Origin of the sequence: Streptomyces sp. NPDC014656, assembly GCF_043084305.1 — a bacterium.
Taxonomy (GTDB): Bacteria; Actinomycetota; Actinomycetes; order Streptomycetales; family Streptomycetaceae; genus Streptomyces.
The window spans coordinates 1-18,636 of the sequence record NZ_JBIBZN010000003.1; the positions used below are offsets into that span (position 1 = coordinate 1).

Annotated in this window: 16 protein-coding genes and 1 pseudogene; 5 read left to right on the forward strand and 12 right to left on the reverse strand. The window is 71.2% G+C overall.

What is annotated here, in order from left to right; all coding sequences use genetic code 11:
* Window positions 1-542: 542 nt before the first annotated feature.
* Both ACF1ED_RS07430 and ACF1ED_RS07435 read left to right on the forward strand, forming a co-directional pair.
* Entirely contained in the window at window positions 543-1,283 is a 741-nt protein-coding gene (locus ACF1ED_RS07430; protein WP_391757542.1) for an N-acetylmuramoyl-L-alanine amidase, read from the forward strand.
* A 431-nt stretch (window positions 1,284-1,714) separates the two neighbouring features.
* Window positions 1,715-2,593: a MurR/RpiR family transcriptional regulator gene (locus ACF1ED_RS07435; RefSeq protein WP_391757544.1), complete on the forward strand. Its 879-nt coding sequence runs from the start codon at window positions 1,715-1,717 to the stop codon at window positions 2,591-2,593.
* A gap of 298 nt (window positions 2,594-2,891) precedes the next feature.
* Here the strand turns inward: ACF1ED_RS07435 and ACF1ED_RS07440 are convergent, their stop codons facing one another.
* From ACF1ED_RS07440 to ACF1ED_RS07465, 6 genes are all read right to left on the reverse strand, one after another.
* Complete coding sequence (locus tag ACF1ED_RS07440; RefSeq protein ID WP_391757546.1) at window positions 2,892-3,845, reverse strand: ABC transporter substrate-binding protein; 954 nt, start codon at window positions 3,843-3,845, stop codon at window positions 2,892-2,894.
* A gap of 299 nt (window positions 3,846-4,144) precedes the next feature.
* Entirely contained in the window at window positions 4,145-5,434 is a 1,290-nt protein-coding gene (locus ACF1ED_RS07445) for a cyanophycinase (protein ID WP_391757548.1), read from the reverse strand.
* Window positions 5,435-5,569: 135 nt separating this feature from the next.
* Window positions 5,570-6,787, reverse strand: a complete 1,218-nt coding sequence (locus ACF1ED_RS07450; protein WP_391757550.1) for a M20 family metallopeptidase — start codon at window positions 6,785-6,787, stop codon at window positions 5,570-5,572.
* Window positions 6,784-7,548 (reverse strand): amino acid ABC transporter ATP-binding protein, encoded by a 765-nt coding sequence (locus ACF1ED_RS07455; protein ID WP_391757552.1) that lies wholly within the window; start codon window positions 7,546-7,548, stop codon window positions 6,784-6,786. Before ACF1ED_RS07455 ends, ACF1ED_RS07450 begins: the two co-directional genes overlap by 4 nt.
* Window positions 7,545-8,510, reverse strand: coding sequence for an amino acid ABC transporter permease (locus ACF1ED_RS07460; RefSeq protein ID WP_391757554.1), 966 nt, complete (start codon window positions 8,508-8,510; stop codon window positions 7,545-7,547). Before ACF1ED_RS07460 ends, ACF1ED_RS07455 begins: the two co-directional genes overlap by 4 nt.
* Window positions 8,511-8,512: 2 nt before the next feature.
* Window positions 8,513-9,454: an ABC transporter substrate-binding protein gene (locus ACF1ED_RS07465; protein WP_391757556.1), complete on the reverse strand. Its 942-nt coding sequence runs from the start codon at window positions 9,452-9,454 to the stop codon at window positions 8,513-8,515.
* 302 nt (window positions 9,455-9,756) lie between these two features.
* Here ACF1ED_RS07465 and ACF1ED_RS07470 point away from each other — a divergent pair, with 302 nt between their 5' ends.
* Window positions 9,757-11,187, forward strand: coding sequence for a pre-peptidase C-terminal domain-containing protein (locus tag ACF1ED_RS07470; RefSeq protein WP_391757558.1), 1,431 nt, complete (start codon window positions 9,757-9,759; stop codon window positions 11,185-11,187).
* A gap of 101 nt (window positions 11,188-11,288) precedes the next feature.
* Here the strand turns inward: ACF1ED_RS07470 and ACF1ED_RS07475 are convergent, their stop codons facing one another.
* The 4 genes from ACF1ED_RS07475 to ACF1ED_RS07490 form a co-directional block, all read right to left on the reverse strand.
* On the reverse strand, window positions 11,289-12,677 hold the full coding sequence (locus ACF1ED_RS07475) for an aspartate ammonia-lyase (protein WP_391757560.1): 1,389 nt from the start codon (window positions 12,675-12,677) through the stop codon (window positions 11,289-11,291).
* A gap of 340 nt (window positions 12,678-13,017) precedes the next feature.
* Window positions 13,018-13,320, reverse strand: coding sequence for a DUF3140 domain-containing protein (locus tag ACF1ED_RS07480; protein WP_391758711.1), 303 nt, complete (start codon window positions 13,318-13,320; stop codon window positions 13,018-13,020).
* A gap of 134 nt (window positions 13,321-13,454) precedes the next feature.
* Window positions 13,455-13,991 (reverse strand): Dps family protein, encoded by a 537-nt coding sequence (locus ACF1ED_RS07485; RefSeq protein WP_391758713.1) that lies wholly within the window; start codon window positions 13,989-13,991, stop codon window positions 13,455-13,457.
* A 35-nt stretch (window positions 13,992-14,026) separates the two neighbouring features.
* Entirely contained in the window at window positions 14,027-14,266 is a 240-nt protein-coding gene (locus ACF1ED_RS07490; protein WP_391757561.1) for a DUF6959 family protein, read from the reverse strand.
* 120 nt (window positions 14,267-14,386) lie between these two features.
* Between ACF1ED_RS07490 and ACF1ED_RS07495 the strand changes: the two genes are divergently transcribed.
* Window positions 14,387-15,382: a hypothetical protein gene (locus tag ACF1ED_RS07495; protein ID WP_391757562.1), complete on the forward strand. Its 996-nt coding sequence runs from the start codon at window positions 14,387-14,389 to the stop codon at window positions 15,380-15,382.
* A gap of 189 nt (window positions 15,383-15,571) precedes the next feature.
* Here the strand turns inward: ACF1ED_RS07495 and ACF1ED_RS07500 are convergent.
* Both ACF1ED_RS07500 and ACF1ED_RS07505 read right to left on the reverse strand, forming a co-directional pair.
* Window positions 15,572-16,857: pseudogene (locus tag ACF1ED_RS07500) on the reverse strand (ABC transporter permease).
* Entirely contained in the window at window positions 16,857-17,516 is a 660-nt protein-coding gene (locus ACF1ED_RS07505) for an ABC transporter ATP-binding protein (protein ID WP_391757564.1), read from the reverse strand. The pseudogene ACF1ED_RS07500 and the gene ACF1ED_RS07505 overlap by 1 nt, the downstream one beginning before the upstream one ends.
* 713 nt (window positions 17,517-18,229) lie before the next feature.
* Between ACF1ED_RS07505 and ACF1ED_RS07510 the strand changes: the two genes are divergently transcribed.
* A complete protein-coding gene (locus ACF1ED_RS07510; RefSeq protein WP_391757566.1) occupies window positions 18,230-18,634 on the forward strand; it encodes a CU044_2847 family protein in 405 nt (134 codons plus the stop codon).
* The last annotated feature ends 2 nt before the right edge of the window (window positions 18,635-18,636 follow it).

Genomic DNA, 18,636 nt, shown 5'->3' on the forward strand with positions numbered 1-18,636 from the left:
ACGGCTCCCCGCAGTGGAAGTCCGGCGCCGGCAACGTCTACGCCGACGAGGGCAACCACTGGGACGTGACCTTCTACAACTGCGGCGGCTGCTGACCGGCACCGCCGGGCCGGTGGCCTCGCGAGGGGCCACCGGCATCAGGGGCGCCCGGAGGGGTTCCCCCGGCTCCCGCACCACCACACCACGTCCTTGGACGCCGAGGGGAGGGCGCCTGCCGCCTGGACCGACTGCGAGGAGAACGATCCCGGCTTTCATCCGAAACGCCATGGGCAACCCACTTCAGATGGAGAACCGTTGAACCAGAAGACCTCTCGCCGCACAGCGCTGCGGGCTGCGATCGGCAGCGCCATCGCCGCGTCGGCCCTGCACCCGGGGACCGCTTACGCCCAGCCTCCTCTTCCTTCGCGGGGGAACGATCGCCCCTTCGTCACGAACCCCCGCGAACCCGGCGCGGTCTACGGATCCGCCGCCTCCCGAAGCCGGCACGCCGAACCCTTGAACGCCGCCGTCGGCTGCGCCACGCCCCGCGGAGGCCGTTCCTGATGGCCGTCTTCGTCACCCGTGCGCAGTGGGGAGCCCGGCCTCCCGCGAGTGTCAGCACCAGCATCACACCGGCCCAGGGCGGTGTGGTCGTCCACCACGTCGACGCCGTCAAGGTGGCCCGGACCGTTCACGCCGACTGCGCCGCGCAGGTACGAGGCATCCAGAACTTCCACATGGATTCCAACGGCTGGTCGGACATCGCCTACAGCCATCTCGCCTGCGTCCACGGCTACCTCTTCCAGGGCCGCGGCGAGAACGTACGCACCGCTGCCCAGGGCACCACGCAGGGCAATGACGACTGGTACGCGGTCTGCGCGCTGACGGGTGGCACCAGCGGCGGCTACGACACCATCACGGTCGGCCTGATCGACGCGATCCGGTACGGAATCGATCGACTGCGGGTGTCGGGCGGGGCCGCGCAAGCCATCACCGGCCATCGCGACCATCACGCGACCGGGTGCCCCGGGAACCTGTACGCCCGCGTCCTCAGCGGAGAGGTGAACCCGGGCGGGGGCCCGCTCCCCTACCCGGGCGTCGCCTTCCGCCAGTCCCCGGCCACGGTGCACGCCAGTGTGGCGACCTGGCAGTACCGGATGAACAGCGCGCACGGCTACGCACTCACCGTGGACGGACAGTACGGGCCGGGGTCGGAGGCGGCCTGCCGCAGTTTCCAGTCGAGCAGGAACCTGAGTGTGGACGGCATCGTGGGCCCGGCCACCTGGGGGGCGACGTTCGCCTGACGGAAGGCAGTCGATCGGGCCGGATCCCCGTCGCGCCGAGGGCCGCGCGATCGGGACGAGGCGGACGGGAGTGTGGCCGCCGCGCTTCGGCGGCTCCGCGACCACGGTGTCCCGCACGGTGTGACCGTGCGGGACACCGCCGTACCGGCCGGGGAGCACGCATCGACAGGCAGCCGGGCTGAAGCGGCGGTCTCGCGGGGTGCTCCGTGGCATCCGCGGGTCGGGGCGGGGCCGGCGGCAGGACGTCTCGGGCGTGATCGCGGAGGCGGGTGTCCGCCGGTGCCCCGCGCAACCTTGGCGGCCGTTCGGCGAGGACTGGGCAGATTCCGTAACAGGCGGTACAGTCGATGACCGTATCCTGATGATCTGAAACGCGAAGAGCCTGGGCTGTGACCAGTCCCCGGTGTCGCCGCCCCGGGGAAAGGTGAACGATGAGTCCCACGCTGGCCGATGAGATCCGCAACAGGCTCGGAGAGCTGAGCCCGGCGGAGCGCAAGGTCGCGCGGGTTCTGTTGGCGGGATATCCCTCCGCGGTCTTCGAGACGGTCGCCACGATCGCCGAGCGGGCCGGCGTATCGGCGCCCACGGTGTTGAGGTGCGCTTCACGCCTGGGTTACCGGGGTTTTCCCGATCTGCAGGCGGCTCTCCGTGCGGAACTCGACGCCCGCAACGCCTCCCCCATCACCTTGTACACGGCCGTGGAGGCATCGGAGCAGCAGCCGGCGGACGCCTCGCGGGGTTCCACCGGATCCCGCCTCGGCGAGCGCGCGACGTTGATGCGGCAGGCGGTCTCCCAGACGTTCGACGAGGTGGCCCCGCACGAGTTCGAGGACGCGGTGAGCCTCCTCGGCGACCCCAGGCGCCGGCTTCACCTGGCCGGAGGACGGTTCACCCACCTTCTGTCCGAGTATCTGGGCCTCCACCTGATGCAGTTCCGCGACCAGGTGGGGCTGGTGCCCCACAAGGACGTGGAGCGGACGTCCTACCTCACCCAGCTCGCCCGACGTGACGTGACCGTCCTGTTCGACTACCGAAGGTACGAGCCGGACAAGACGCTGATGGCAGAGCTGGCCCAGGAGCGGGGCGGCAAGGTCATCGTCTTCACGGATCCGTGGCTCTCCCCCGCCGCCGCGCATGCGGACGTCGTCCTCATCACCCAGGTCTCCTCGGACTCGCCTTACGACAGCTTGACGCCCGCCCTCGCCATCGTGGAGTCGCTGGTCGGCGCCGTCCTGGAGCGGCTGGGCGGTGAGGGACACGAGCGGATGAAGGAGGCCGAGAAGGTCGCCCGTCGCGTCGGTCTCCTGTGAGCGGGACCTTCGCCGTCGTCCTCAGGCCGGCCGTCGGGACCGAGGCGCCCTCGGGGAGGGCCCTGGCCCCACCCGTACCCACGACGGCTCCCGTGGCCTCCGCGAGGCGGGCCGGCGGGTAGGGGGCGTGGACCGCGGGAGGCCCGGTCCCGAGCGGATGCGCGCCTCGCTCCGCCGGCGGTCGGCGGCCCCGGCCCCACCACGGTCGTCCGCGGCCACGGACGCTCCCGCGGGCTCACCCTGGAGGAAGCGGTCCCAGGCCGTCACCTCCAGGATGTGAAGTCCCCTTCGTCGCAGGTCAGTCGAGGGCTCCGTTCACAGTCGCCTCCGCGATCCCGATGCCGGGCACCTGGTAGCTCACCAGGACCTTCCGGTACGAGCCGTCGTCCATGAGGGACTGAAGAGCGGCCTGAATGGCCTCCTTGAGACCCGGGAGTTCCTTCGACACCCCGATTCCCATCGGGGAGGCGCTGTACTCTCCCACCGCCTTGCGCCCCGTCACCGTGGAGAACGACGCCCCGCCGTCCGCATGGGTGGCGACGTGAGCGGCGGTGACCTCGTCGAGGTAGTCGGCGACCACCTTGCCGCTACGGAGGGCGAGCTGGGCCTCGGAGTCCTTGGAGAAGGCGAGGATCTCGATCGGGGGGAGCCCCTCGGCCCGGCAGAGTTCCTGGCGCTGCTGCAGAAGTTTCTGATGGTTGGTGCCGGTCTGTACTCCGACGGGCTTTCCGCACACGTCCGTGACGACGGTGATCTTCTCCGGGTTGCCCTTCCTGACGAGCCAACCGGGTCCGGCGTTCAGGTAGTCGACGAAGTCCACCGACTTCTGCCGGGCCTTCTTGTCGGTCATGGCCGACATGACGACATCGAATTTCCCCGCCTGCACGGCGGGCAGGATGCCGTCGAACTTCTGCGGCTCGAACTCGAACTTGATGCCGAGGCGAGCGCCTATCGCCTGGCCGAGGTCGAAGTCGATGCCGGTGATCCGGCCGCTGCCCTCCTCGGCGTACATCTCGAAGGGGGGATAGGGGACGTCGGTGGCGACACGCACCCTGCCTTTGGCGCGAACGGCTGCGGGGAGCATGGCGTAGAGCTCGGGGTCCGGCTCGACCGTGAGGTCGGGCAGAACGGTGACGGGGCCGCTCATTCCGACGCGGGCGGAGGACGGCGCGTCGGGTCCGGTGCCGCATCCGGAGGTGAGCAACGCCAGAAGCAGTGCGGAGACGACCGCGGCGTGGGAACGGGCGGGCATGGAACGGCCTTTCTCGAAGGTGACAACCGGCGGAGGCGGTTCTGCGGTGTCCGGCTCCGGCCGGCAGGAAGCGGCGGGGTGAAGCGACCCGGCTGGACGGGCCGCGGCTTCACCCCGCCGCTTCCTGAGGGGCTTCTCCTGAGGAGCGGGCGGCTACGAGAGGGAGGACGGCCGCCCCTCGGACGGTGAGCGGGCGGGGACGCCGTCCTGGGAAAGACGGAGGCGGCCGGGCCTGCCGTCCTACGTGCCGGCCGCGGGCGGTGGCGCGCGGAAGGCGCCGGGTCGCGGCACCCGGCCGATCACTCGGATGTGATGTCGATCCGCAGCGAGACGAGGGACTGGGCGGTGGTGCCGTCGCCGGTGTAGGCGGCGAAGCCGCGCGCCTTGGTGAAGGTCACCGCGAACCGCGGTCCGGTCTCGAAGGTCGTCGCGGTCGCGCTGTTCTGGGCGCGCGTCGCCGCGAGCTGTCGGGCGGTGGTGCGGAAGGAGTAGGGGGTGCCGCCGGGATTGGCGGCGGAGTAGAAGACGTCGGTGTTGACCGGTACGGGGGCCGTGGCACCGGGGAGCAGCGGCTGCTTGCCCGGGTGGACGCGCGGCGTCCAGGTACGGGCGTCGTACTGGTCTTCGTCGCTGAGGTAGCTGTAACGGGCCCGGCGGAGGGACCAGGAGCCCGCGGAGTTATGGGCGCGGGCGTCGCGCAGGTCGAGGACGGCGACGCCGTTGGGGCCGAGGACGGTCAGGTGCTCGCGATCGGTGCCGGGCCGGTCGACGACCAGGGCGGTGTTCTCCTCCAGGGCGTAGACGCGGTCGTGGCCGGTGTCGGAGGCGAGTCGCAGCGCTCGGCCCTCGCGGCCGTAGGCGCCGGTGTGGGTGTCGACGAGGCCGGAGCGGAGGAAGCCGAAGCCACCCCGGGGGATGTATCCGAGGCGGGTCGGGTCGTCGAAGTAGCCGGGTGCGCTGCCGTCCCGGAGGGCTTCGTAGGACTCGCCGCCGCTGACCATGTGGGGTCCGGAGGCGATCTGGGCACCGGCGGAGGATCCGGAGACGACGGCGCCGTGGGCGAGCTTGGCGCGGATGGCCGCGAGGACCTTGGAGTCCTTCTGCCGGTCGCCTCGGAGGAGCGTGGTGACGTAGCGGTACTGGTCGCCTCCGCCGAAGAAGAAGCCGGTCATGGACTCGACCTGGGCGACGACGGCGTCCGAGTCGGCGTTGGCGACATGGTCGATGTCCAGGGGGAGCCACTGGGCGTCGGCCGCGCCGTGCCGCTTGAAGAGCTCGGCGTAGTAGGCGCCGTTGCAGGCCGAGTTGCTGCACAGGTCGGGATCCGCGGCGTTGGGGTCCTGGCTCTCGGGTACGGACGCGGCGGTGATGACGCCGATGCGGGCCTTCGGGCCGCCGGCCCTCTTGATGATCTCGCCGTAGACCTGGGTGTTGTTCTCCTTCAGGCCTCCGCCGATCAGGACGAGGGAGCCTGCTTGGCCGCGGGCGGGCCGGGAGTCGGCGCTCGCCGGTGGGACGGCGGCGAGGAGGGCGACGGCGAGGCCGCCGGCGAGGATGGTGCGGCGCGCAGGAGTGGAAGGGACGCGCATCGTGTCTCCCGGTTCGAAAGGGGTGGTGGAGGAGCTCGTGCGGCCGGCGTGGACACGGGAGCGTGGCGATCCGGCGGGTCGGTCGGAGCCGCGGTGGAGGAAGTGAGACTTCTTTTCACCGCGGATCGCGGCCGTTCAGTCGGTGCCGATGTCGCCGAGGGAGGCGATCAGGTCGGCGAGCAGGGCGATGCGCTGAGGCACGCTGGTGATGTCGAGCCATTCCTGAGGCGTGTGGTCGGCACCGCCGACGGGTCCCAGGCCGTCCAGGACGGGGATTCCCGTGCCGGCGATGAGGTTGGCGTCCCCCACTCCGCCGGTGGCGGCGGCGCCGAGATCGATCCCGGCGGCACGGGCGGCTCGGCACGCGTGCTCGAACATGCGCCGGGAGGCGGGGGTGTCCTCCATGGGCGGGCACAGGTCGAGCTGCTCGACCCGGACGGTGACGCCGGGGACGCCGGGATGGTCGGCGGCTTCCTGGATGGCGCGGGTCACGCGCTGGATGTCGGCGGTCGTGGCGGCGCGGACCTCGACGTGGAGTTCGGCCTGGGGGCAGACGATGTTGGGACGGGTGCCGGCCCGGACCACGCCGACGTTGACGGTGACGTCGTCCCAGTGGCCGTTGAGGGCCTGGAGGGCGACGGTCAGGTGGGCGGCGGCGAGTGCGGCGTTGGCTCCGCGTTCGGGTTCGATGCCGGCGTGGGCGGCGCGCCCGGTGACGGTGAGGCGGAAGTCGGCGACGCCCTTGCGGGCGATGACGAGGTCGCCGTTCTCCCGGGCGCATTCGAGGCCGAGGCCGTGGTGCATGCCCTGCGCGGTGCGCTCGATGAGGCTCCTGCTGGCCGGGGAGCCGATCTCCTCGTCGGGGGTGGCGAGGAGGACCAGTTCGGCGAAGCCTTCGAAACCGAGCTCGCCCAGGATCTCCAGGGCGACGATGCCCGCGAGCAGTCCGCCCTTGTCGTCGCTGACCCCGGGGCCGTGAGCGGTGGAGCCGTCGACGCGGAAGGGGCGGGCGGCGGCGGTTCCGTCGTCGAACACGGTGTCCATGTGGCCGGCGAGGACGATCCTGCGTCCGCCTGCCGTCTCCGGCAGCGCGCCGCGCTGCCGTGCGACGAGGGCGTCGCCGTGCTGGTGGCCGTCCGGTGTGGGCGGGAAGCGGACGCGTTCCACGTCGAACCCGATCGTCTCGAGTCGGTGCTCGATCCAGTCGGCGACCTTGTTGACCCCTGCGGCGTTGTAGGAACCGGAGTCGATGGAGACGAGCTGCTCGAGGTCTCGGAGATAGGCGGACTGACGTGCCCGGGCGAGACCGAGGAGGCGTTCGACGCTCTCCCGCCCGCGGGTGGGGGCGGTCACAGGACCTTGGACAGGAAGGCGCGGGTGCGCTCCTGCTCCGGGTCGACGAGCACCTGGCGGGGGTCTCCGGCCTCGACGACGACGCCCTCGTCCATGAAGACGGCGGTGTCGCCGACCTCGCGGGCGAAGCCGATCTCGTGGGTGACGACGACCATGGTCATGCCGTCGGCGGCGAGCTGCCGCATGACGTCCAGGACGTCTCCGACGAGCTCGGGGTCGAGTGCGGAGGTCGGCTCGTCGAACAGCATCAGCTTGGGCTTCATGGCGAGCGCGCGGGCGATGGCGACGCGCTGCTGCTGTCCGCCGGAGAGCTGGGCCGGGTAGTGGTGCGCCCGGTCGCCGAGGCCGACCTGTTCGAGCAGGGCCCGCGCCTGCTCGCGCGCCTCGTTCCTGCGGGCCCCCGCGACCTTGACGGGGGCTTCCGTGACGTTGTCGAGGGCGGTCATGTGCGGGAAGAGGTTGAAGCGCTGGAAGACCATGCCGATGTCCCGCCGGCGGTCGGCGACCTCGCGTTCGCGCAGTTCGTGGAGCTTGTCACCGTGCTGGCGGTAGCCGACGAGCTCACCGTCGACGGTGAGCTTGCCGCCGTCGACCTTCTCCAGGTGGTTGATGCACCGCAGGAAGGTGGACTTGCCGGACCCGGAGGGGCCGAGGAGGCAGCAGACCTGGCCGCGGTCGACGGTGAGGTCGATGCCCTTGAGGACCTCCAGCCTTCCGAAGCGCTTGCGGACGCCTTCGGCTCGCACCATGGGGGTGCTCATCGGTTCTGCTCCTTGCTGTTCTTGCCGAGCCGCTCCGCGGTTCCGCCCAGGAGGCGGCGGAGCGGGGAGACGTGTCCGGCGCGGGTGGTGCCGCGGCCGTAGCGCCGTTCCAGCCACGCCTGGGGCACGCCGAGGAGGGTGACGAGGGCCAGGTACCAGATGCTGGCCACGACCAGCATGGGGATGACCTGGTAGTTCTGGGCGTACACGTCCTGGATGTTGGACATCAGGTCGTGGGCGGAGATGACCGAGACCAGGGCGGTCATCTTGAGCATGTTGATGGTCTCGTTGCCCATGGGCGGGATGATCACGCGCATGGCCTGGGGCAGCACGATCCGGCGCATGGTGAGCGCGGGTCGCATGCCCAGCGAGTGCGCGGCCTCGGCCTGGCCGGGGTCGACGGACTGGATGCCGGCGCGGACGATCTCCGAGGCGTAGGCGGCCTCGTTGAGGCCCAGGGCCAGCAGGGCCGCGATCGCCGGGGTCAGCAGGGTGTTGGTCTCGGCCTGGAAGAACGTGACGTCGGTGAAGGGGATGCCGATCTTCACGTACTTGTAGAGGGCGGCGGCGTACCCCCAGAAGATGATCTGGACGAGGAGCGGGGTGCCGCGGAAGACCCAGACGAAGGCGTTGGCCAGCCCGTACAGCACGGGGCTGGAGGAGAGCCGCATGACGGCGATCAGCGTGCCGAGGGCCAGGCCGAGGAGCATGGCGGCGGCGGTCAGCCAGAGCGTGGTGGCCAGGCCGTCGAAGATGAGGTCGGCGAAGAGGTAGTCGCCGACGATGTCCCAGCGCAGGTTGTCGTTCTTGGCGAGGGATCCGATCAGGCCGACGAGGGCCATGAGCGAGGCGACGGCCGCGATCCAGCGTCCGTAGTTGCGGACGGGGACGATGTCGAGTTCCGCGGTGGCCGGCCGTGCCGCGGCGGCGTTCTTCTGCGGGGTCGGGGCGGTGGCGGGCATGTCTAGTCCACCGCCGCGTTCTTGGTGGCTTCCTTGATGGCGATCGAGGCGACGCCGTACTTGCCGTAGACGGCGACGACCGTTCCGTCGTCGATGAGCGTCTGGAGCGCCTTCTGGATCGCGTCCGTCAGCTGGGGAAGGTCCTTGCTGACGGCGATGCCGTTCGGGGAGGCGTTGTAGCCGCCGGGTGCCGCGGGGTCCTCGGCGAGGTCGAAGGCCTTGCCTCCGTCCGCCGTCTTGGCCACCCAGCCGGCGGCGGGCTTGGTCAGGACCTGCGCGATCACCTTGCCGGAGCGGAGAGCGAGCTGGGCGTCGGAGTCCTTGGGGAAGGTCTGGATGTCGATCTTGCCCTTGCCGGTCTTGCCGCAGGCGTCCTGGTGGGACTTCAGCAGGTCGAGCTGGTTGGTCGCCGCCTGGACGGCGACCTTCCGTCCGCACAGGTCGTCGAGCGTGGTCACGTCAGCCGGGTTGCCCTCGGCCACGAGGATGCCGGAGCCGGACTGGGAGTAGTCGACGAAGTCGACGACCTTCTGCCGTTCCTTGTTGTCGGTGATGGCCGACATCGCGGCGTCGAACTTGCCGGCCTGGATCGCGGGGACGATGCCGTCGAACTTCTGCGGGGTGAAGGTGAAGCGCACGCCCAGCTTCGCCCCGAGCGCCTGGCCGAGGTCGTAGTCGAGCCCGGTGAGGGCCGGCTCGCCCTCCTTCACGAACATCTCGAAGGGCGGGTAGGGGACGTCGGTCGCGACCCGGACCTCACCGGCCTTCTTGATCTTCTCCGGAAGGAGGTCGTGCAGCTTCTGGTCCTTCACGACCTCCATGCCGGCGACGACCAGCTTCCCGGAGGGAGCGGGAGCCTCGTCGCCTCCGCAGGCGGACAGCGAGGCGAGCAGGGTCGCCGCGACAGCGGCGGCCGCTGCGGGACGTATGGAACGAGCGTTCATCGCGTGGAACCTCTCGGTGATTTCTGTCGACGGAATCTGGCCGCCAGACACAGATGGAAAGTTACAGAAGAACCAACTCAATGACTAGATGTAAGTCTCGTTACGTTCACGTAACGGGCCCCACGCGGCTCACCGGAGGAATATTTAGCCCGATTTAAGGCTTCTGAGAGCTCGAATGAGGAGCTTGATCCGTCATACGGACTTACATCTTCCCCTCGTAGCCCATTACTTGTATGTTCCGCTACCAATCCGGTCGCCTCTGGAAGGTGACCACCGGATCGAGCCATCCCTCAGGAGTGCAGATGACCCACCGTTCCCTCAGATCCACCTCGGCTGCCGCCGTCGTCGTCACCGCGTTGGCATCGGTCCTGATCGGGCATCAGCCCGCCCACGCGGCGGCCGACAGGATCCGCCTCGGCAACTCCTCCGACGTCAGCCGCGGTTCGTGGAACGGTCCGGCGTTCACGATGAACGGCGCCGGCGGGATCGTCACGGCCTCGATGACCAGGGCCATCGACGAGATCCGGGGTGGCACCGGCAGCCTCGACGTCGTCGTCCTGGCGGGCTCGGCGCCCACGTCGGGCAGCAAGACCCCGGAATGCGACACGATCACCGCTCTCTCCGGGGTCAACTCCTGTACGACCTGGACCCTGACGGCAGCGGCCGACGGCAACAACAGCCAGGTCAACACCGACGTGCGCAACGCCGAGTTCGTCTACTTCGCCGGCGGCGACCAGTGCCGCTACACGGCCTGGAAGGGAACCGCGCTGGAGGCGTCCGTCGAGTCGGTCGTCGCCAAGGGCGGCGGATCGGGCGGCGGCAGCGCGGGGCACCACGTCAACAGCCCGATCGTCTACGACGCGTGCAACGGCAGCGTCACCAGCGCCGAGGCCCTCGCCAACCCCTACGACCGGTACATCAGCTTCACCACCGGCATGTTCGAGTGGGCGAACTACGGCGCCGTCATCAACGACTCGCACTTCGTCACCCGTGACCGCATGGGCCGGACCATGGCGTTCCTCGCCCGATCGGTGAAGGACGGCCTCGCGCCGGGAGGCGCCGCCTGGGGCGTGGGCGTCGAGGAGGGCGGCGGCTCCCTCTTCCTCGACCGCAACGGTACGGCGACCCAGTACGGCAAGGACGCCTACGTCGTCCTCGCCGACCACCAGCCGGAGCAGGCCGTCGACCGGAAGCCGCTGACCTACTCGGGCTTCAAGATCTGGCGCCTGACGCCGGGCTCGACCTTCGACTTCAAGAACCGTCCGACGTGCGGCTACTACCTGCGGAGCGTCACGAACGGCGTCGCCGACGCGAACCTCTACAGCGGCACTCCGGTGACCGACTGCGGCGGTCAGGGCGGCGGGGCCGCGCTCGCCGAGAGCGAGCCGAACGACACCCGGGACACCGCTGACGACGCGACCGGGCTCGCCTCCCCCGCGTCACTGACCGGCGGCATGAAGTCGACCAGCGACCGTGACTACTTCAAGCTGTCGGTGAACGCCGGGCAGACCGTCTCGGTGAACTGCGCCGTGCCTTCGGCCTACGACGCCGACCTCTACTGGCTCGACGCGAACGGAAGCACTCTGGAGCGGTCCGTCAACGACGGTGCCGGCACGGACGAGTCCCTTTCCTTCACCCGCACCGGTTCCGGCACGGGCACCTACTACCTCGACATGGAGGCCTACAGCGGTTCCGGTTCCGCGACGTACACCTGCACCGTGACGAAGAGCTGAGACGACCGCGTCCCGCGCGGCCCGGCCGGATGCGGTCGGGCCGTGCGGGGCTGCCCCGGGGCCGTGCCACCCACCGGCAGGACGGCCCCGCACCACCTGCCTCACCTGGGCCGGGCAAGGCGCAGGGGGTCGAGAAGAAGGTCGAGCCCGTCCTCCGGGAGCACCCCTGCGCGCACCGCCAGTTCCCGGACGGGAACTCCCGTCGTCCGGCACTCGCGGGCCAGGGCCGTGGCCTGCTGGTAGCCGATCACCGGGTTGAGCGCGGTCGCGAGACCGGCGCTCCTCTCCACCAGGCCGCGCAGGCGCTCCTCGTCGGCCTCGATGCCGACGACGCAGCGTGCGGCCAGCAGACGGCAGGCCGCGTCGAGGCGGTTGACGGAGTTGAGCAGGTGATGGGCCATCAAAGGTTCGAAGGCGTTCAGCTGGAGCTGACCGGCCTGGGCAGCCGCGGAGACGGCGGCATCCGCTCCGACGACGTCGAAGCAGACCTGGTTGACCGCCTCGGGCAACACCGGATTGACCTTTCCCGGCATGATGCTCGACCCCGCCTGCAACTCCGGCAGCCGTATCTCTCCGAGTCCCGCCCCGGGACCGGAGGCGAGCAGTCTGAGGTCGTTGCAGATCTTGGACAGGCGGAGGGCGAACTGCCTCAGGGCCCCCGAGAGCCGGAGGAAACCGCCCACGCCTTGAGTGCTTTCGACCAGGTCACGGGCGGGTCGGACCGGGAAGGACGAGACGGTGCGGAGGTGATGGAGGGCGAGACGGGCGAAGCCGTCGTCCGCGTTGAGACCGGTGCCGATCGCCGTTCCCCCCAGGTTCACCTCCAGCAGGGAATCGCCGGCCAGGCGGATGAGGTCGGCGTCGTCCCGCACCGTGAGGGCGAACGCGTCGAACTCCTGGCCCAGGGTCATGGGCACCGCGTCCTGCAGCTGGGTGCGGCCGATCTTGACCGTCTTCGCGAACGCCCCGCCTCGTTCCACGAAGGCGTTGCGCAGCACGGTCATCCCGTCCAGCAGGCGTCCCGCAGCGGAGTGGAGGGCGAGCTTGACGGCGGTGGGGTACACGTCGTTGGTGCTCTGGGAGCGGTTCACGTCGTCGTGGGGGTGCAGGTGGTCGTAGCTGCCGCGCGCATGCCCCAGGATCTCCAGGGCGCGGTTGGCGATGACCTCGTTGGCGTTCATGTTCGCCGACGTGCCCGCCCCGCCCTGGAAGACGTCGACGACGAACTGGTCGAGCAGTCGGCCCGCGCGGATCTCCCGGCAAGCGGCCACGACGGCACGCGCCCTCTCCTCGGGAAGGGTGCCGAGGTCGAGGTGCGCGAGTGCGGCCGCCTCCTTCACCGCGGCAAGCGCCGCGACGAGTTCGGGGTGCGCCGAGAGGGGGATTCCCGTGAGGGGAAAGTTCTCCAGCGCGCGAAGCGTGTGGATGCCCCAGTAGACATCCGCCTCCACCTCCCGCGCACCGATCAGGTCCTTCTCCTCGCGACGCATCTTCGCTCCTTCACCCTCGACGCCCTCGACACCCCGGCCTCTGCCGTATGACCTGAAGTATCGTATGTTACAGAAGGGGCTCGCAAGACCAGTTTGGAGTTAGACGTTACTCACCCGGAGGAGCACCCGGGGTATGGGCGACAGCGGCGCCCCGGACTTCCGGCAGAGAACGGCGGACCGGCGCGGGGGGGCGAAGGGGCGATGCCGACAGGCACGCCACCGGATCTCCCGGCGGAGCCGGTGGGGGGTGGATCCGCCCGCCCCCACCGGACGCTCCCGTGTCAGCTGTGCGCGCGGCCGGCGGAGTCGCGGAGCCTGGGCGCGCCCGGCTGCCATGGGGTCAGAGTGGGTCATGCCCCCAGTTCATGAGGGAGTGGCGCCACGGGGTACCGGTGACGTCCCCGGTGGGGCGTTGCGCGAGATGACGGTGGATGTAGCCGGTGACCTTGCGCATGTGGGCGATGTCGTCCTCGGTGAGGTCGTTCTTCTTGGTGCGGAGGAGTTCGACGACGCGCCGTCCGGAGGCGTGTCCGACGCTCTCGCCGCCGCCCGTGCTCTGCCCGACGCTTTTCGACTCCTCCGCCTCCAGCCACTTCTCCAGTTCACCCGGCGGCATGTTGACCGCTTCCTCGAACTCGCTGATGCGTTCGTTCCGGGGCGAGGGCTCGACCGGGACGACCGGGAAGCCACAGCCACCGGCCGGAATCTCGACACCCCTGGCTCCGGACGGCTGTGCGCGTCTCACTCCGGACGGGGAGCCGCCGGCCGCCGTGCGGGTCAGGGCTGGTTGCGCGCCTGCTCCGCCGCCTGGTCCGCCGCCGCCCGCTCGGTCGCCGCGCGAGCGGTGCTCAGGGCCCCGCCGCTGCTTTCCAGATGGGCGCGCACGAACCACTGGAAAAGCTCCAGGCCGCGCAGTTGTTCGATGAGCATGTCCTGGGTGACGGGATCGGAGGTTTCGGTGGCCTGCATGGCCTCCCGGTGGTCCTTGACGACTCCGGTGTAGACGAGGTCGAGGGCGCCCAGGTGCGCGACGGCTTCGGCCCGGCCGATGGAGTAGTCGTCCCAGGTACGGTCCGCGACCAGGGCGCCCGGGGTGCCCTGGGGCTCGCCGCCGAGAGTGGCGATCCGTTCAGCGAGGTCGTCGGTCATGGCCCGGACCTGGTCGACCTGCGGGTCGATCATCTCGTGAACCGCGATGAAGTGCGGGCCGACGACGTTCCAGTGGATGTGCTTGAGCGTCAGAGCAAGATCGTTCAGTGCGTGCAGGCGCCGCTGGAGGAGCGTGACGATGCTGCTGCTGTCCTGGGGCGACATGCCGGGGACCGTGTACTGCGGGACGGACTCAGAAGTCACAGCCGTGCCTTTCGCGAGGAGACATCTCGCAGCCAGGCAACCACTGCGGTGAACCGGCCGCCCGTCGACGACCGCCGTACGGCGGCGCCGGTCACTTCGACGAGTGCGGCGACGTCCGGCCGCAGGGCGCCGAGGGAGTCCCCCTGTGTCAGGAGCCCGGGGAACCCGCGGCCCGGCAGCCGCACCACGGCGTCGTTGCCGCCGTCCGTGAACGGTTCGGCCTCCAACCGTTCCACCGTTCCACCGGTCTTCCGTCCGGTGTCCCTCGTGGGCGGCCGTCGTCCGCGTACGACCGGCAGCCTCGTCCACCTTCCTCGAAAGATCAACAGGCGTCCGGCACGGGATAGCCTCGGCGGATGATTCCCGTGCGGTTCCCGAAGGTCATCACCCGTCACCACGGCGACGGGATCCGTGCCTATCCGGTCGAGGACGGCGTCGCCGGGAGGCTGCGGCCCGCCGCGGTGTTCCGGCCGCTGGACGGCGACGAGGTGACGGGGTCGGCGGTCCGGCCGGACCTTGAGCGCGTCGTCTACACCACTCCGCACCGGGTCGTCTGCCTCGACCGCTCAGGCGGCCTGCTGTGGGAGTCCGGGTTCGCTCCCCGTTCCGACGTCCGCCACGGCCACCAGCCCGGCTGCGCGCTCTCCCTCGACGGCCGGACCGTCTGGGTCTACCGGCCGGGCGCGATGGCGGGCCGCGCCGACGTGGACCAGTGGGTCGTGCACGACGCCGGGAGCGGGGCGGTCCTCGCCCGCCGGGAGGTCCGGACGGCGGGGCACGGCGGCTTCCACCACGTGCACCCCGTGGACGGCAGCGTCTACCTCGACATCGGTGAGGGCCAGGACGGTACGGTCGTCCTCCGCGGCGTGGCCGGCGGCGACGGGGCCGTGGAGTTCACCGAATACCCCTGGCCGGACCGCTGCCTGATCGCCCTCGCCCCCGGCGGTGAGCAGTTCATGACCGTCGACCACGAGCAGGCGGACGTCGCCTTCCACCGCCACCCCGACGGCGAGGTGCTCCTCACCCTCCCGGTCGAGGCCTTCGGGTACGACCCGGACGAGACCGCCGTGGAGTGGAGCGGCGGCTATCTGACACCGGACACGGCCGTGGTCACCCTCGCCGGCGAGACCGACGACGGGGAGGACTGGTTCCGGTTCCACCTCGTCGACGTGTCCACCGGCACGGTCGGCAGCGAGCCGCTGGCCGTCGAGGCCGCCCATTCCTACGACATCCACCCACTCGGGGACGGATCCTGGCTCACCGAGGGCCCGGTCCGCTGGTTCCGGGAGCCGCCGGCGGCCGTACCGCCGTCCCGGCCGGCGGACCGGCGGACTGACGGGCTGACGGGCTGACGGGCTGACGGGCTGACCGACTGGAGGGTCCGGAGGGTGGGAAGGTCCGGCGGACCGGGAAGTCCGGCGGACCGTCTCTTCCGCCGGGCCCTCGTCTCTCCGGCCCACCGTCCTCCCGGCCCTGGAACGTCGCGGCCCGCGACGGCCCGGCGTTCGCCCGCCGGGCCGTCGCGGGCCACCGGTCGTCCGTTACGCCGCCGCCAGGGCCAGCGTCGGTGACTGGCGGGCGGCGCGGACCGCCGGGTACAGGCCGGCCGCCGTACCGATCGCGAGCGTCGCGACGAAGCCGGCTCCGGCCACCCAGGGCGGGACGACCCAGGGAAGCCCCCCGGCGGAGGCGTGCACGGCCGTCGCCGCCGCGCCCAGGGCCACCCCGGCGATGCCGCCGAGGCCCGAGAGCATCAGGGACTCCGTGCGAACTGGATGCGGATCTGGCCCCGCGTCGCGCTGAGCGAGCGGCGCAGTCCGATCTCGTGCCGCCGCTCCAGGACCGAGATGATCATGGTGTTGGCGACCCCGACGCCCCCCACCACCAGGGCGATCCCGCCCAGGCCCAGGAGGAGGGTGGAGAACGCCCCCTCCGTCGCCGCCTTCGCCTTGAGCGCCTCGGACGGGTCGCTCACGGCGACGTCCTGCGGGTTTCGCGGATCGATCGTCGGGGCGAGCAGCCGCTGGACCTGCCGGACGGAGGCGTCCGTGGACCGTTCGTACACCGAGGTGGGATGCCCGTCGAAGCCCAGCAGTCGTTGCGCCGCGTCCCAGCCGACGAGGGCGGAGCGCTCGATCTCGGGGGCGAGCGGCAGCGGGTCGAGGATGCCGACGACGGTGAAGTACCGGTCGTCGATCCAGACCTGACGCCCCGGCCGGTCGATGCCGAGCCGTTCCGCGGCGACGTGCCCGAGGACGACGGAGGGGTAGCGGCCGGTGGCGGCGTTCAGCCGACTGCCGGAGGCCAGGGTGCCGCGCAGCACGTCGAGCAGCCCCTCCGTCGCCGCCTTCACCGCGATGCCGCCCGTCTCCTCCTCAGGGATCAGCCGCGAGCGGCGCACCGAGTGCCTGAGGTCTCCGGTCGCGCCGGCCTCCTCCACGCCCTCGATGCGGCCGACCATCCCGACGGCGTCCTTGGGCAGTCTCACCTCCTGACCGCTGAACATCCCCTCGCCGGGCTTGGCGACCAGCATGTTCGTGCCCAGCGCGTCGAGCCGCTGGAGCAGCTGCGCCTGGCTGGAGGCCGAGATGCCGACGACCGCGATCATGGTCGCGATGCCGATGGCGATCCCGAGCGCCGACAGCACCACCCGTACGGGTCGGCTGCGCAGTCCCGCCGAGCCGACGTGCAGCACGTCGCGGGGGCCGAGGCGGCGGGCCCTGAGCACGGCGGCTTGCCGGTCGCCCGTCTGCCGCGCGGCCGCCGGGGACGCGCCCGTCTGTTGCGCGGCCGCAGGGAGCGCTGCTCGTTCGCGTCTGCCGGGCATCAGAGCACGACCTTTCCCCGGGTCGAGTCCGCGACGACCCGGCCGTCGCGGATGCGGACCTGCCTCGGCAGCCGCTGCGCGATCTCGGTGTCGTGGGTGATGACCGCGATCGTGGCACCCTCGTCGTTCAGGGCGTGCGGCAGCTCCATGACGGCCCCGCCCGACGCCGTGTCCAGCGCGCCGGTGGGTTCGTCGGCGAGGAGCAGGTCGGGCTGCCCGACGAGGGCGCGGGCGATGGCGACGCGCTGCTTCTGACCGCCCGACAGCTCGTGCGGCCGGTGCCGCATCCGGTCGGCGAGGCCGACCCGGGCCAGTGCCCCGGCGGCCAGCGCCGGGCGCCGAGCCCGGGGCAGGCCGGAGTAGAGCAGCCCCTCGGCGACGTTCTCGACGGCGCTGAGGCCCGGGGCCAGGTGGAATGCCTGGAAAACGAAGCCGATGTGGCGGGCGCGCAGGGCCGAGAGGCGGCGGTCGGTGAGCCTCGCGACGTCGTGGCCGGCGATCGCGACCCTTCCCGAGGTGGGGCGGTCGAGGGTGCCGACGATGTGGAGCAGGGTCGACTTGCCGGAGCCCGAGGGGCCGACGATGCCGACGAGTTCGCCCGCGCCGATGGTGAGGTCGACGCCGTCGAGCGCGCGGACGCCGCCCGCGTACTCCTTCACGACGCCGCTGAGCTCGACGACCGGCGGCCGGCCGGGGGCGCGGACAGGGACCGCGACCGGGCCGGGGTGCGGTGCGGGCTCCGGACCGGGGGTAGGACGGGGGCCGAGGTCCGCGGTGGGGTGCGGTGCGAACTCCGGACCGGGGGTGGGGCGGGGGCCACGCCCAACCCGGAGGAGGCAGGCGGTCTGACCGTCCGCGTGACCTTCTAGGCGGTGGGACCATCCCCACGTGAGCGGGGAGCAGTCCTGGGAACGCGCCGGGAAGCCGGGCAAGCACTTCCCCTTCGACTGGAGCGGGCCCGACCGAGGAGCCCGTCCGTCCACCCCGGTTGCCCGGCGCCCCCGAACCACGAGCCGACGGCCTCCGGTCCTCTTCCGGGTGCCGGAGCTCACGTGGCCCCCACGACGACACGCGCCGCACGCCCCGGCCGGCGTCGCGGGACGTCACCGCCGGGAAGCGAAGGGGACGGGGCGATGCCGGTGCCGTAGACGTCGATGGCGCCCTCGTGGTGGTCGTGCGCGTCGGAGACGGCGAACTGACCGACGCCGAGGTCGCGCAGGTGGCGGAGTTCGTCGACGCCCGAGGAGAACGGTCGGTTCCGGCGTCTCGACGAAGGCCGTCATGTACGTCCGCAGGCCCTCGTTCTGACGGACTTTTCCCGGAATCCGGGGGAAGTTCGGCACGGTCGCGTCGCTCGTGCACAATGTGGCGCATGCCCGACCACCTCGAACTCGAACTCGCCGGTGCCGCGATCCGCGTGGAACTCGCCGGCGTCGGAGAGCCGGCCCCCGCGCTCACGCCCGCCGGCCCCTCCGACGACTCCGCCGACCTGCCGGAAGGCTTCGGGGCCGTCATCCCGGTCGCCCGCGGCCGACGGGCCGCCGTGCTCGCCCAGGACGTGCTCCAGTCCGCCCTCCGGCCGCTCGGCCCGCTGCTCGAAGAGGTCCACACCGCGGTCACCGCCACCGCGCACCCGCCCCAGGAGCTGACGGTCGAGTTCGGCATCCAGATCGGCCAGGACCTCAAGCTCGGGATCGTCGGCGCCAACGGCCAGGCGACCATGACCGTCAGCGCCACCTGGCAGAACCAGGGCACCGGCGACGCCTCTCCGGCGTAGCC